Annotated in this window: 13 protein-coding genes; 7 read left to right on the forward strand and 6 right to left on the reverse strand. The window is 64.6% G+C overall.

Going from position 1 to position 14,197, the window contains the following annotated elements; translation table 11 throughout:
- Window positions 1-8: 8 nt before the first annotated feature.
- Complete coding sequence (locus LB520_RS18760) at window positions 9-1,145, reverse strand: alpha-hydroxy acid oxidase (protein WP_224638445.1); 1,137 nt, start codon at window positions 1,143-1,145, stop codon at window positions 9-11.
- 22 nt (window positions 1,146-1,167) lie between these two features.
- The gene (locus LB520_RS18765; RefSeq protein WP_140643900.1) at window positions 1,168-1,971 is read right to left on the reverse strand and encodes an FCD domain-containing protein; all 804 of its coding nucleotides are present in this window, start codon (window positions 1,969-1,971) and stop codon (window positions 1,168-1,170) included.
- Between the two features lie 209 nt (window positions 1,972-2,180).
- Between LB520_RS18765 and LB520_RS18770 the strand changes: the two genes are divergently transcribed.
- The 5 genes from LB520_RS18770 (at window position 2,181) to glcF (ending at window position 8,495) form a co-directional block, all read left to right on the forward strand.
- Window positions 2,181-3,503 (forward strand): DUF3422 family protein, encoded by a 1,323-nt coding sequence (locus tag LB520_RS18770; RefSeq protein WP_095769969.1) that lies wholly within the window; start codon window positions 2,181-2,183, stop codon window positions 3,501-3,503.
- A 161-nt stretch (window positions 3,504-3,664) separates the two neighbouring features.
- Window positions 3,665-5,161, forward strand: a complete 1,497-nt coding sequence (locus LB520_RS18775) for an FAD-linked oxidase C-terminal domain-containing protein (protein ID WP_224638446.1) — start codon at window positions 3,665-3,667, stop codon at window positions 5,159-5,161.
- On the forward strand, window positions 5,161-5,673 hold the full coding sequence (locus LB520_RS18780; protein ID WP_224638447.1) for an endonuclease domain-containing protein: 513 nt from the start codon (window positions 5,161-5,163) through the stop codon (window positions 5,671-5,673). The genes LB520_RS18775 and LB520_RS18780 overlap by 1 nt, the downstream gene beginning before the upstream one ends.
- A gap of 214 nt (window positions 5,674-5,887) precedes the next feature.
- A complete protein-coding gene (locus LB520_RS18785; RefSeq protein ID WP_224638448.1) occupies window positions 5,888-7,105 on the forward strand; it encodes an FAD-binding protein in 1,218 nt (405 codons plus the stop codon).
- Window positions 7,106-7,169: 64 nt separating this feature from the next.
- A complete protein-coding gene (gene glcF, locus LB520_RS18790; protein ID WP_224638449.1) occupies window positions 7,170-8,495 on the forward strand; it encodes a glycolate oxidase subunit GlcF in 1,326 nt (441 codons plus the stop codon).
- Window positions 8,496-8,644: 149 nt separating this feature from the next.
- Here the strand turns inward: glcF and LB520_RS18795 are convergent, their stop codons facing one another.
- Both LB520_RS18795 and LB520_RS18800 read right to left on the reverse strand, forming a co-directional pair.
- Window positions 8,645-9,565, reverse strand: a complete 921-nt coding sequence (locus LB520_RS18795) for a bifunctional 5,10-methylenetetrahydrofolate dehydrogenase/5,10-methenyltetrahydrofolate cyclohydrolase (RefSeq protein ID WP_224638450.1) — start codon at window positions 9,563-9,565, stop codon at window positions 8,645-8,647.
- Between the two features lie 357 nt (window positions 9,566-9,922).
- Window positions 9,923-10,663, reverse strand: a complete 741-nt coding sequence (locus LB520_RS18800) for a L,D-transpeptidase (protein ID WP_224638451.1) — start codon at window positions 10,661-10,663, stop codon at window positions 9,923-9,925.
- A 212-nt stretch (window positions 10,664-10,875) separates the two neighbouring features.
- On the opposite strand from LB520_RS18800, the gene LB520_RS18805 reads away from it, so the two are divergent.
- The gene (locus LB520_RS18805; RefSeq protein ID WP_224638452.1) at window positions 10,876-11,514 is read left to right on the forward strand and encodes a DNA-3-methyladenine glycosylase I; all 639 of its coding nucleotides are present in this window, start codon (window positions 10,876-10,878) and stop codon (window positions 11,512-11,514) included.
- 205 nt (window positions 11,515-11,719) lie between these two features.
- Here the strand turns inward: LB520_RS18805 and LB520_RS18810 are convergent, their stop codons facing one another.
- Window positions 11,720-12,103 carry a hypothetical protein gene (locus tag LB520_RS18810; RefSeq protein WP_224638453.1) on the reverse strand — a complete coding sequence of 128 codons (384 nt, stop codon included), beginning with the start codon at window positions 12,101-12,103 and terminating at the stop codon, window positions 11,720-11,722.
- A gap of 27 nt (window positions 12,104-12,130) precedes the next feature.
- Window positions 12,131-12,367, reverse strand: coding sequence for a hypothetical protein (locus LB520_RS18815; RefSeq protein WP_224638454.1), 237 nt, complete (start codon window positions 12,365-12,367; stop codon window positions 12,131-12,133).
- A 238-nt stretch (window positions 12,368-12,605) separates the two neighbouring features.
- Here LB520_RS18815 and hisS point away from each other — a divergent pair, with 238 nt between their 5' ends.
- Entirely contained in the window at window positions 12,606-14,117 is a 1,512-nt protein-coding gene (hisS, locus tag LB520_RS18820) for a histidine--tRNA ligase (RefSeq protein WP_224638455.1), read from the forward strand.
- The last annotated feature ends 80 nt before the right edge of the window (window positions 14,118-14,197 follow it).

Below are 14,197 nucleotides of genomic sequence, written 5' to 3' on the forward strand. Positions count from 1 at the left end.
AATAAGGCCTAGCGCCGCAACTGGTCCTTGCCCATGTCGGTTACCAAACGCTTACCGCACAGCGCCAGCGTGATGTCCATTTCCTTGCGGATGATTTCGAGCGCCTTGGTGACGCCGTCCTTGCCCATCGCACCGAGACCGTAGAGGAAGGGTCGGCCGATATAGGTGCCCTTGGCGCCGAGGCAGAGCGCCTTGAGCACGTCCTGGCCGGAGCGGATGCCGCCATCCATATGGACTTCGATCCTGTCGCCGACCGCATCGGCGATTTCTTCCAGCACCGAGATCGAGGACGGTGCGCCGTCGAGCTGCCGTCCGCCGTGATTGGAGACCACGATCGCATCGGCGCCAGTCTCAGCCGCCATCAGCGCGTCCTCCTTGTCGAGGATGCCTTTCAGGATGAGCTTGCCGCCCCAACGATCCTTGATCCAGGCGACGTCCTTCCACGACAGGTGCGGATCGAACTGCTCGTTCGTCCAGGACGACAGCGAAGAGACGTCGCCGACGCCCTTGGCATGGCCGACGATGTTGCGGAAGGTGCGGCGCTTGGTACCCGCGATCCCCAGGCACCAGCGCGGCTTCAGCGCAAGGTCGACGATGTTGGCGAGCGTCATCTTGGGTGGCGCCGAGAGACCGTTGCGCACATCCTTGTGGCGCTGACCCAGGACCTGCAGATCGAGCGTCAGCACCAGCGCCGAGCATTTCGCCGCCTTGGCCCTGTCGATCAGATTAAGCACGAAGTCCTTGTCGCGCAGCACATAGAGCTGGAACCAGAACGGCTTTTTGGTCACCGAGGCGACATCTTCGATCGAGCAGATGCTCATGGTGGACAGGGTGAACGGCACGCCGAACGCTTCTGCCGCTTGCGCCGCCAGCATCTCGCCGTCGGCATGCTGCATGCCGGTAAGCCCGGTCGGCGCGAGCGCCACCGGCATCGCTACCTTCTCGCCGACCATGGTCGATTCCAGCGAACGGTTGCTCATGTCGACCAGCACGCGCTGGCGGAACTTTATCTTGCCGAAATCCTCTTCGTTGGCCCGGTAGGTGCTCTCCGTCCAGGCGCCTGAATCGGCATAGTCGAAGAACATCTTCGGCACTCTGCGGCGTGCCAGGTCCTTGAGGTCGGCGATGGTGAGGATGTCGCTCATGGTGGTCCCCGCTAATCTGTGCTTACGAGCGCTTGCGTGTGGGTTCGATGTCGCCGGCATCCGAGCGCTGTCTGAGGCGCAGCCTGGACACGCGCTGCCAGTCGCCGCTGCGCTCGGCTTCAGCCATTGAGCGCTCGACATAGGTGATGTGGTCCATCGCAGCCTTGCGCGCCGCGACTGGGTCTGCCGCTTTGATCGCGGCGTGGATCGCCCTGTGCTGCTCGAGCAGCGCCTCGCGCGCGCCGGGCACGCCGAACACCAGAAGCCTGTTCTGGAACACGCCTTCCGACAGCAGCCGGTAGCAGGAACGCAGCGTGTGCAAAAGGATGATGTTGTGCGCGCATTCGCAGACGGCATGGTGGAACTCGACGTCGATTTCCGCCTCATCGTCGAAATCGCCGGTCCGGTGCGCCTCGTCCATGCGTGCCATGATGCGGTCGAGCAGGGCGAGGTCCTCCGGCGTGGCGCGGCGCGCTGCATATTCGGCCGCCACAGCCTCGATCTCGCGCCGGTATTCCAGATAGTCGGTCACCGCCTTGCGGTGCGTGGAAATGAGATCGGTCACCGGCTTGGTGAAGAGCTGGCCGATGACGTCGGCGACATGCGTGCCGCCGCCGGCTTTGGTCGTCAGCAGCCCGCGGCCTTCCAGCGCCTTCAGCGCGTCGCGCAGGATCGGCCGCGACACGTCGAACTGGCGCGCCAGCTCGCGCTCGCCGGGCAACCGGTCGCCGGTGCGCAGCACGCCTTCGAGGATCAGGCTCTCGATCTGCTGCACCACCTCGTCGGCGGTGCGCGAATGCTCGATCCTGGAGAAGATGTCGCTCAACGGAAGGGTGCCTGGGAAGCGGGACGGATGTGGCGCAGATTAAAGCCTCTGTCGCTAACTGGTCAAATTATTTATCCAATTCGTCCAGCCCGTCGCATTGCCGGCCGCGTGCCGCCGGGCCTGGATGCGGATATTTGCTGTTTACGCGTCCCGCCGATTGCCGCAAGACGGCAGGGTTTGCACGAAGGTCGAAACCAGGGGGACCAACCGTGTCCGACGAGATGTCCAGTCTCGAATTCCAACCGCGCGCCCAAGGCAGCGTGATGGGCTTTCCGGCGCATGAGGGACGGCCCGGCGCGCTGGGCGAGGTCCATGCCCGCCCGCATCCGCTGATCGAGAAACCGCGCGTGCTGGTCCAGCTCTCCTTCATGACCGAGGGCGGCACCGCGGTCGATCATGCCGTGCTGTCGGAACTGTCGCGGCGGCTGGGCATCGCCGCGCCCGAGCGCAATGCCCGCCATCATGCGATGAAATGGGGCAAGGGCACGCTGCGCTGGGAGCGCCATACGGAATTCTCGACCTATCTCTGGGAAGGGCCGCTGGCCGAAAACGGCCGGGGGCAAGAGGATTCGCCCTTCGGCAATGGCTTCTCGCCGCCCGGCACCGTGATTTCCGGCATCCGTCTGGAAATCCGCAAATGGACGCAGGCGAGCGAAAGGCTGATCGCCGGCTTCGACCCGACCAGCCTGTGCTATTCGCTGGTCGAGCGGGGCGCTGCCGCCATCGTCACCGATTTCCGCCAGGACGGCGACGGACTGACCCGCATGCTGGTGCTCGATCGCGGCCTGACGCCGGCCAGCACCGGCGCCCTGTCGCAGCGGCTGATCGACATCGAGACCTATCGGACGTTGGCCATGCTTGGCCTGCCGATGGCATTGACGCTGTCAGGCCGCGCCCGTCGCATCGAGGACCGCCTGGCGCAGACCACACTGGAAATGAAGGCGGTCGAGACCCGCGACAGCCAGACCTTGCTCGCCGACCTCACCGAACTCGCCGCCGAGCTCGAAGCCGACGCCGCGTCCAGCCTCTATCGCTTCGGCGCCAGCCGCGCCTATGACGGCATCGTCACCGCAAGGCTGGAAGCTCTGGATGAAGAGCCGGTGCAAGGCTACGACACCTGGGCGGGCTTCCTCTTGCGGCGCATGGCGCCCGCCATGCGTACCTGCCGCTCGGTCGAGGAGCGCCAGGCCAACCTGTCGCGAAAACTCACCCGCGCCACGACGCTGCTGCGCACCTGGGTGGATGTCGATGTGGAGAAGCAGAACCGCGACCTGCTGGCCTCGATGAACAACCGCGCCCGGCTGCAACTGCGCCTGCAGCAGACCGTCGAAGGCCTGTCGGTCGCCGCCGTATCCTATTATGTCGTCGGCCTCGTCGGCTATGTCGCCAAAGGCGCCTCGGTCTTTGGTCACGCTTTCGCGCCCGAAGTGATCACCGCGGCCTCCGTGCCGGTCGCCATCCTGCTCGTCTGGTGGGGCGTGCGCCGCGTGCGGAAAATGCATTCCGAGCCGGCGAAGCATCCGGGCGAGTAGCGGACAACCATCTTCATGCGCGGGTCTGTCCGCAGCGGCAGATTGCCGCTGCGGAAGCTTGGCGTCACGCTCGCCGCCGAATGCAAGCAAAGCAGCATTTGCAACAAAACCGTCGGGCTGGTAAAAGATTTTGACCAGTCAAGAGCGGATGAGGCTGCCCGATGTCCGGCTTAGCCATGCCCAAGCCAGATGCCGAAACGATGCGCCGGCGCGCCGAGATCGTCGCCGACATGCGCATCATCGTGCCGGGCGAGGGCGTCGTCGACGCGGCCAATGAAATGCGCGCCTTCGAGAGCGACGGCCTGACCGCCTACCGGCAGGTGCCGCTGGTCGTGGTGTTGCCGCAAACGGTGGCCCAGGTCTCGCGCGTGCTGAAATACTGCAACGAGCGCAACATCCGCGTCGTGCCGCGTGGCTCCGGCACCTCGCTGTCCGGCGGCGCGCTGCCGCTCGAGGATGCGGTGCTGCTGGTGATGAGCCGCTTCAACCGCATTCTTCAAATCGACTATCCTAATCGCGTTGTCGTGGCCCAACCGGGCGTCACCAATCTCGGCATCACCACCGCCGTCGAGCAGGAGGGCTTTTATTACGCCCCCGATCCATCCTCTCAGATCGCCTGCTCGATCGGCGGCAATGTCGCCGAGAATTCCGGCGGTGTGCACTGCCTGAAATACGGGCTCACCGCCAACAATGTGCTGGGCATCGAGATGGTGCTGATGAACGGCGAGGTGGTGCGGCTCGGCGGCAGCCATCTCGATCAGGAAGGCTACGATCTGCTCGGCGTGATGACCGGCTCGGAAGGCCTCCTCGGCGTCGTCACCGAGGTGACGGTGCGCATCCTGAAGAAGCCGGAGACGGCGCGCGCTCTCTTGATCGGCTTTCCGACCAGCGAACAGGGCGGTCAATGCGTCGCCGACATCATCGGCGCCGGCATCATCCCCGGCGGCATGGAGATGATGGACCGCCCGGCGATCCACGCGGCCGAGGATTTCGTCCATGCCGGCTATCCGCTCGACGTCGAGGCGCTGCTCATCGTCGAGCTCGACGGGCCGAGTGTCGAGGTCGACCACCTGATCGGCCTCGTCGAGGCGATCGCCTACAGGAACGGCTCGACCACCTGCCGCATCTCGCAATCCGAGCAGGAGCGGCTGACCTTCTGGGCCGGCCGCAAGGCGGCCTTTCCGGCGGTCGGCCGTATCTCGCCGGATTATTACTGCATGGACGGCACCATCCCGCGCAAGGAACTGCCGCGCGTGCTTGCCGGCATGCGCGACCTTTCGCAGAAATACGGGCTGGGCGTCGCCAATGTCTTCCACGCCGGCGACGGCAACCTGCACCCGTTGATCCTCTACGACGCCAACGTGCCGGGCGAGCTGGACAGGGCCGAGAGCTTCGGCGCCGACATTTTGCGCCTTTGCGTCCAGGTCGGCGGCGTCCTGACCGGCGAGCATGGCGTCGGCGTCGAGAAGCGCGATCTGATGCCGGAAATGTTCAACCAGCTCGACCTCGACCAGCAGATGCGGGTGAAATGCGCCTTCGACCCCAACCACCTGCTCAACCCCGGCAAGGTGTTTCCGCAGCTGCGCCGCTGCGCGGAGCTTGGGAGGATGCATGTGCATCGGGGGCAGGTCGCGTTTCCGAATATTCCGAGGTTTTGATGAAGACTCAGGATCAAAGTTCCTCGCCCCCGCAAAGCGGGGGAGAGGTGGCTCGGGCGAAGCCCGAGACGGAGAGGGGGGCGGCCTATCAGCCAAGCCGCCGCTCGCCCGAGAAAATTGCCCGCGCCCGCGCGCTTCGTAGCGGCGACAACCAGGCGGAAGCGATCCTCTGGAACGAACTGAAGGCAAGAAGGCTAGGCGGATACAAATTCGTTCGCCAGATGCCCATCGGTCCGTATTTTGCGGATTTTGCGTGCAGGAGCGAAAAGCTGATTGTGGAACTGGATGGCAGCCAGCACGCGGACAGTTCGTACGACAGGCGGCGGGATGAATTCATGCGGGGCGAGGGCTTCTCGGTTTTGCGGTTTTGGAGCTTCGATGTCTTAAAGAACAAGAAGAGCGTTTGCGAGACGATCTTTGCGGCGTTGGAAGGACGGCTTGCCGAAGACGTAGTTGCTGCCGACCTCAGGTTTGTTTTCGCAGCCAGGAAGACGGGAGATAGCGCTCTATGATGGCCCCCTCTCCGTCTCGGGCTGCGCCCGAGCCACCTCTCCCCCGCGTTGCGGGGGCGAGGAACCCAAGCTTTCCAAGGTCGCAACGTCGGCGGTCGGTGTTTCCTCGCCTCCATGAAATGGGAGAGAGGTGTCCGCGTAGCGGACAGAGAGGGGGCAGCGCTGCCATATGCGATTGCCCTGGCCTCGCTGGGGCGAGGAAAGGCGCCCCCTCGTGACCACCTTCACCCCATCTTCTTCCGCCGAAACCCTCTCCACCATCCAATGGGCAGCCGCCGAGGAAACGCCGCTCGAAATCCTCGGCCATGGCTCGAAGCGCGGCATCGGTCGCCCATTGCAGACCGAGCATACGCTCGACTTGTCGCACCTCATCGGCGTAACCCTCTACGAACCGGCCGAACTCGTGCTCTCAGCCCGTGCCGGCACGCCACTCGCCGAGATCGAAAAATTGCTTGCCGAAAACGGCCAGCAATTCGCGTTCGAGCCGATGGACTACGGCCCGTTGCTCGGCGGCGAGCCGGGCCAAGGGGACAAGAACGGCACCATCGGCGGCGTGCTTGCCTCGAACCTGTCCGGTCCCCGCCGCCTCAAGGCGGGTGCAGCGCGCGACCACATCCTCGGCGTCGCCGCTGTCTCCGGACGTGGCGAGGCCTTCAAGTCGGGCGGCCGTGTCGTCAAGAACGTCACTGGCTACGACCTCTCCAAGCTGATGGCCAACAGCTGGGGCACGCTGGCCGTGCTCACCGACGTCACCTTCAAGGTGCTGCCGGCAGCGGAAACGGAAGTGACCTTGGCCATACGCGGCCTGCTCGACGATGCCGCCGTGGCCGCAATGGCGCTGGCGCTCGGCTCCAGTGCCGAGGTTTCGAGCGCGGCGCATCTGCCGGAGCGGATCGCCGCGAAGGTTGCCGGCGGCAAGCATGGCAGCGATGCCGCCACGCTGTTGCGGGTCGAGGGATTTGGCCCGTCGGTCGTCTATCGCATCGAGGCGCTGAAGCGGCTGCTCGGCAAGGCCGGCCCGCTCGAAGAAATCGCCGGCGAGGCCTCGAAGGCGATCTGGCGCGACATTCGCGACTGCGTGCCTTTCGCCGATGGCGGCGCCCGGACGGTCTGGCGCGTCTCGATGGCGCCGTCCGAGGCGCATCATATGGTGATGGCACTGCGCATGCAGGCGGCGGCCGACGCCTTCTACGACTGGCAGGGCGGCCTGGTGTGGCTGTCGATGCGCGAGGACGATCCGGAGGCCGATCTGTTGCGCGGACTGATCCGCAAATATGGCGGCGGCCACGCGACGCTGGTGCGCGCATCCGCACCGCATCGCGCGGCGCTGCCGGTGTTCGAGCCGCAGTCGCCGCATCTGGCCGCGCTTTCGGCGCGGCTCAAGGCCGAGTTCGACCCGAAGCAGATTCTCAACCCCGGCCGCATGGCCTAAAGCAATTCCAGGAAAAATGTGAAACGGTTTTCCGTCCGGAATTGCGTCTAACAGAGACGGCGATATGCAGACCAATTTCTCCGCCGCGCAGCTTGCCGATCCGCATGTCGCGGAATCGGAAAAGATCCTGCGCAAATGCGTGCATTGCGGCTTCTGCACCGCCACCTGCCCGACCTACGTGACGTTGGGCAACGAGCTCGATTCGCCGCGCGGCCGCATCTACCTCATCAAGGACATGCTGGAGAACGGCCGGCCGGCCGACAAGGAGATCGTCACCCATATCGATCGGTGCCTGTCCTGCCTTGCCTGCATGACGACCTGCCCCTCGGGCGTGAACTACATGCATCTGGTCGACCATGCCCGCGCTCATATCCAGGAAACCTACAAGCGCCCGCTGCTCGACCGGCTGACGCGCGCTATACTGGCCTTCGTGCTGCCTTACCCGAACCGCTTCCGCGTCGCGCTGAAGCTCGCCGGGCTTGGCCGGCCGTTCATCGGCCTGTTCGAGAAACTACCGGCGCTGAGGCCGGTGGCGGCCATGCTGAAGCTCGCGCCATCGGCGATCCCGCCGGCATCGCCGACGGCGAAGCCGGCCACGTATGCCGGGAAAGGCACAAGGCGCGGCCGCGTCGCGATCCTCACCGGCTGCGCGCAGTCCGTGCTCGATCCGGCGATCAACGAGGCGACCATCTCTTTGCTGACCAGGGTCGGCGTCGAGGTCGTGGTGCCGGAGGGCGAGGGCTGCTGCGGCGCGCTCGTCCATCATATGGGCCGCGAGCATCAGGCCCTGACCTCGGCCAGACAGAATGTCGACGCCTGGACGCGCGCCATCGAGCAGGGCGGGCTCGACGCCATTATCATCACCGCATCCGGCTGCGGCACGACGATCAAGGATTATGGCTTCATGCTCCGCCTCGATCCCACCTATGCCGAAAAGGCGGCGCGCGTCTCGGCATTGGCCAAAGACATCACCGAATATCTCGCCGCGCTCGACCTTCCCGAGCCAGTGCGCAAGCCGGGCACGGTCGTCGCTTACCATTCGGCCTGTTCCATGCAGCACGGCCAGAAGATCACGCGCCAGCCGAAGGAGCTTCTGGCCAAGGCCGGCTTCGTTGTGCGCGAGCCGCGCGAGGGGCATCTGTGCTGCGGCTCGGCCGGCACCTACAACATCCTGCAGGCCGACATTTCGGCTAGATTGCGCGACCGCAAGGTCAAAAACGTCGAAGCGACGGGCGCTTCAGTCGTCGCCACCGGCAACATCGGCTGCATCACGCAGATCGCGTCCGCGGCGAAGCTGCCGGTGGTGCATACGATCAAGCTACTCGACTGGGCCTATGGCGGCCCGAAGCCTGAGGGTGTTTCTGAGCGAGTGCTTGCGGCCGCAGAGTGATCCTCGTCGCCGCCGCCCCCTCATCCGGCCGCTTTGCGGCCACCTTCTCCCCGGTGGGGATAAGAAGTTGGCGCCGCCGCTGACAGTCTCCTCTCCCCATGGGGAGAGGTCGGCCGAGCGAAGTGGACGCTGGGTGAGGGGGTATCAGCCTATTCCGCCGCGAGTTGGTCCGGCACGCCATAGGTCGCGCGATAAAGCGTGCGCTGGCGGTTGAGCGCCACCATGGTGTTGCGCAACAGGATCGCGACCGTGAGCGGGCCGACGCCGCCGGGCACCGGCGTGATCCAGGAAGCCACTTCCTTGACGCTGTCGGTGTCGACGTCGCCGACGATGCGGCTTTCGCCGTCGGGCCCTACCTCGGAATTGATTCCGATGTCGATGACTGCGGCACCCGGTTTCACCATGTCGGCCTTGATCAACCGCGGCTTGCCGACGGCGACGAACAGCGCATCGGCGCGTCGCGCATGGGCGGCCAGCGAGCGCGTCATGTGGTGGCACACCGTCACCGTCGCGCCCTCGCTCATCAACAGGAAGGCGATCGGCTTGCCGACGATCTCCGAATGGCCGACGACGACCACTTCGAGCCCCTTGAGCTCGAGGCCGGTCTCCTTCAGCAGTTCGACCGAGGCCGCCGCCGTGCAGGGCGCCAGGTCGAGCTGGTTGTAGACGATGTTGCCGATCGAGGCCGGATGCATGCCCTCGACATCCTTCAGCGGATGCACCGCCGCCTGCAGCGTCTTGATCGGGATATGCGCCGGCACCGGCCGCTGGATGATGATTCCGGTGACGCGCGGGTCGGCGTTGAGGCCGTGGATCGCAGCTTCAAGTTCGCCGGCGGTGATGTCGGCGGCAAAGCGCCGCTCCTCGAAGGAGATGCCGGCAAGGGCTGCCTTGGCGCGCTGGTTGCGCACATAGACATCGACCGCTGCGGTATCGCCGACGGTGATCGAGACAAGCTTCGGCGGGAAACCTTCGGCCGTGGCGATCGCTGCGTCCTCGCGCACCGAAGCGATGATGCGCTGGGCGACCGGGCCGCCTTTCAGGTAGCGGCTGTCGTCGGTCCGGGTCATGGCTGGCACCTCTGCCTTCTGAGGCAATTCAAGGAAAGGCGCACTGCCCTCCGGAATTGCGTGACTATCAAGATTTGTGCACTGCAATAGCAGAGGAGCGCCGGGAAATCAGCCCCGGAAACGAAATGCCCTGCTTTCGGGGCGACTTGCCACCTCATGCATGGAAAAAACAAAAAACGAAAAAGGCAGCGCGGTTTCCCTGCGCTGCCTTTTCGCGACTGGCCGTATCCCCACACGGCCCGTCCCCCATAAACCCCTTCGCTGGTTAAAGCACATCCCGCAGGATGGCACTATGACTTGGCTGCAACAGCATCAGACAAAAAGTGCTGCGCCGTCTAACCAGCTGATTCGCTGCGATTATATCACCTCGACCGTGGTCCCGACATTCACGCGCTCGTAGAGGTCGACGACATCTTCGTTGCGCATGCGGATGCAGCCGGAAGACACCGCGCCGCCGATCGTCCAGGGCTGGTTGGTGCCGTGGATGCGGTATTCGGTGGTGCCGAGATAGAGCGCGCGCGCGCCGAGCGGGTTCTCGATGCCGCCGGCAAGATAGGTCGGCAGGTAGCGGCCCTTGGCCGCCTCGCGCTTGATCATCTCCGCGGGCGGCCGCCAGTCCGGCCAGACCTTCTTGTCGGTGATCTTGTGCGTGCCCGACCATTCGAAGCCGGGCTTGCCGGTGCCAACGCCGTAGCGCCGCGCCTTGCCGTTCTTCTCGATCAGGAAGAGGAAATTCTGGTGCGTATCGATGACGATGGTGCCCGGCTTCGCAGGGCCGTCATAGGCGACTTCCTGCGGCAGGTAGACCGGATTGATCTGCGGCCGCATCACCATGCGCTTGGCCGGCTGCTGCACGGCCGCGGTGCGCTGCTGGTCGGGCTGCGCCTGGAAGAGGCGCCTCAGCGGCTGCTGCGTTGCCTGCCGCGTCGGGCGCACGATGCCCGGCGCGTGGCCAAGCTGCAGCACCCAGGGCGCCGAAAGGTCGGGACTTACCATCACCGGCGGCACATCGGCATAGCGGTCATTGGCAACGGAAGTCGTGGCGCCGGCGGCAAGAATGGCCACCGCGCCGAGCAGGGAACAAAACGCTGTCTTCATCGGAACGCACCTTGATCGAACTCATCCGGGGCGGCGAGGGCGCCCTCGGTTCGCGATCCTTGGCGCGGAGCGGCAAGCAAAACATGAATCGGAATGCGTAAAATGCCGCTTTGTCAGTAAACCTTTTGGTGTGGTTACCGGCCAGTTCAGGAATCTGGTAAAGCCACGGTAAAAGCGGCGCTGAAGCGCATTAACAAATGGATCTGCTGACGATGGCGACTGAAAATGCCGGCATTCTCGATGGCCCCGACGGCAGGGCGCGCTGCTTCTGGCACGGCAATTTGCCGGACTATCTTCATTACCACGATCACGAATGGGGCCGGCCAGTGACGGATGATCGCCGGCTGTTCGAAAAGATCTGCCTCGAAGGCTTCCAATCGGGCTTGTCGTGGCTGACCATCCTGCGCAAGCGCGAGAATTTCCGCGAGGCCTTCGCCGGTTTCGACTTCGACAAGGTGGCGGCGTTCACCGACGCGGATGTCGAGCGCCTGCTCGGCAATGCCGGCATCATCCGCCACCGCGGCAAGATCGTTTCGACCATCAACAACGCCAAACGCGCCCGCGAGATGGTCGACGAGTTCGGCTCGCTTGCCGCCTGGTTCTGGAAGTTCGAGCCGGGTCCGGCCGAGCGGCCCGAAATCGTCGACCTGGCGCATCTGCGCGCTAACCCGACGACGGCGGTGTCGGTCAGGATATCGAAGGAATTGAAGAGGCGCGGCTGGAGCTTTGTCGGCCCGACCACGGTCTATGCCTTCATGCAGGCGATGGGCCTGGTCAACGACCATCTCGAAGGCTGCTACTGCCGGGCAGAGGTGGAGAAAGAGCGCAAGAAGCTGAAGCGGCCGAAGTAGGGGTGCTTTTGCCTTCTCCCCTTGTGGGAGAAGGTGGCCGCGAAGCGGCCGGATGAGGGGGGTTCCAGGGAATGCCAGCGTCTCACACCGCCGGAGGAGACGGCAAGTTTGCCGGCGCCTCACTTCGCTGGAGCACCCCTCATCCGTCTCGGCGCTAACGCGCCGATCCACCTTCTCCGACAGGGGGAGAAGGAAAAGAGGCGCGCTACTTCTCGAACCTGCCCTTATGGCCGCTGCCGTTGATGTTCCACACCAGACTGGAGCCGGACACCGTCAGCACCAGTCCGCTGAAGCCGCTGTCGTCGGGCGTATGATGCGTGGAGGCGGAGCTGCGGCCTGCCGGGATGACCTCGACAGTCGAGCCCTTCCGCACCCAGCAGCCCTTGCCGTACTGGTCGTTGGCGCCATAGGCGAGCGCGAATTCAAAGCTGCCGTCTTTCTTCAGCAGCAGTTCTGAACCGACCTCCATGACGCCGTTCAGGTAATAATGGCCGGCAAGACGGGCATCGCCCGGCTGGCAGGCGTTGGCCGCGCTCGTCGCGCCAACAGCTAGCGCGCCGGCAAGCGCGCACGCAAATCGCAACTGCATGATGATCCCCGATCGTTGAGTGAAAGGTCAGACGCTGCCGGCGCCGGCCAGGAACAACCCGGCAATGATCGCCACCACCGCCGCGAAGGCCGGATAGATCACCAGCAGGCCAGTCACCAGCGCGTCGCGCACGGTCGGCTTGCGCGCCTCGGCCGCGACCTCGAACGGCCCGGCCGGCTGCTGGGCCGGCTTGAGCATAAAGCCACCGGCAGGGCGCAGTCTGGCCGATGTGCCGCTCTCGATAATGTCGTTAGCCGTCGTCATGGCCCCGGACCCCTTGTTTCGACGCGCTTTATGGTCGCCGATTGTGTCGGCAGCATGCCGCGCCGACGGCGGAATTGTTTCGTTTTTCGCGTGGTTTGTTTCAGCTCTTTCCTTCCCACAAGGGAGGAGGAAAGAGCCCACCCTTGCCGCACCTAGCAGCATCGGTTAGGACACGCGCGCCTTGGAAATAGGAAATTTCCTATCTAAGGCGTGCCACGAAACACCGAGTACTCATCCCATGGCCGACAAATCCGAAAAGACGAAAGCGCGGCTGCCGCGCGGTTTTGCCGACCGCAGCGCCGAGGATATTCGTGCCGTCGAGAAGATGATGGCGACTATCGGCTCGGTCTACGAGCTCTACGGTTTCGAGCCGGCCGACCAGCCGATGATCGAATACACCGATGCTCTCGGCAAATTCCTGCCCGACCAGGATCGGCCGAACGAAGGCGTGTTCTCCTTCCAGGATGATGACGACCAGTGGCTGTCGCTGCGTTACGACCTGACCGCGCCGACGGCGCGCTTCGTCGCCGAGAATTACGACAGGTTGCCAAAACCCTATCGCAGCTACCGCTCCGGCTGGGTGTTCCGCAACGAGAAGCCTGGTCCCGGCCGCTTCCGCCAGTTCATGCAGTTCGACGCCGACACCATCGGTACGCCGGGTGTCGCCGCCGATGCCGAGATGGCGATGATGATGGCTGACGTGATGGAAGCGCTCGGCATCAAGCGCGGCGACTACGTCATTCGCGTCAACAACCGCAAGGTGTTGGACGGCGTACTGGAAGCGATTGGCCTTGGCGGCGACGAGAATGCCGGCCGCCGGCTGACGGTGCTGCGGGCGATCGACAAGCTGGACAAGATCGGCGTCGAGGGAGTTCGCTTGCTTCTTGGCGCAGGTCGCAAGGACGAAAGCGGCGATTTCACTAAAGGCGCTGGGTTAGATGTCCAGCAGAGCCAAATGGTCATTGACTGCGTTGAAGCAGTTAGCCAGATGCATTCTACCCACGCCGAGACCGTAGAGAGTCTAAAAGCGGCCCTTGGTCACCTCGACGCCTGCAAAGAAGGATTGCATGAACTTGAGACGATAGCAGCGCTGTGCACAAGCGCCGGCTATGAACCGGATCGCATTCGCATCGACCCCTCCGTCGTGCGCGGCCTCGAATACTACACCGGCCCGGTCTTCGAGGCCGAGTTGCTGGCCGAGATCCCCAATGACGAAGGCCAGATCGTGCGTTTCGGCTCGGTCGGCGGGGGCGGGCGCTATGACGGGCTGGTCTCGCGCTTCCGCGGCGAGCCGGTGCCGGCGACCGGCTTCTCCATCGGCGTCTCCCGGCTGATGACGGCGCTCAAGAACCTCGGCAAGCTCGACGCCTCCGATGTCATCGCGCCGGTCGTGGTGCTGGTCATGGACAAGGACACCGAAAGCCTCGGCCGCTACCAGAAGATGGTTGCCGACCTGCGCGCCGCCGGCATCCGCTCCGAAATGTATCTCGGCGGCGCCGGCATGAAGGCGCAGCTGAAATATGCCGACCGCCGCGGCAGCCCGGTCGCCGTCATCCAGGGCGGCGACGAGCGCGCCAAAGGCGAGGTGCAGATTAAAGACCTGATCGAAGGCGCGCGCCTGTCGGCCGAGATCGCCGACAATGCCGAATGGCGCGCGGCAAGGCCGGCGCAGGTGACGGTGGCGGAGAGCGAACTGGTTGGCGAGGTGAAGAAGATACTCGCGGCGCAGGCCGAGGAGCGGGCGAAGTGACGGGCACTGCGCTGTCCTTTCCTTCTCCCCTTGTGGGAGAAGGTGGATCGGCGCGGAGCGCCGAGACGGATGAGGGGTGT

It is taken from the genome of Mesorhizobium sp. CA12 (genome assembly GCF_020165255.1).
Classification (GTDB): domain Bacteria; phylum Pseudomonadota; class Alphaproteobacteria; order Rhizobiales; family Rhizobiaceae; genus Mesorhizobium.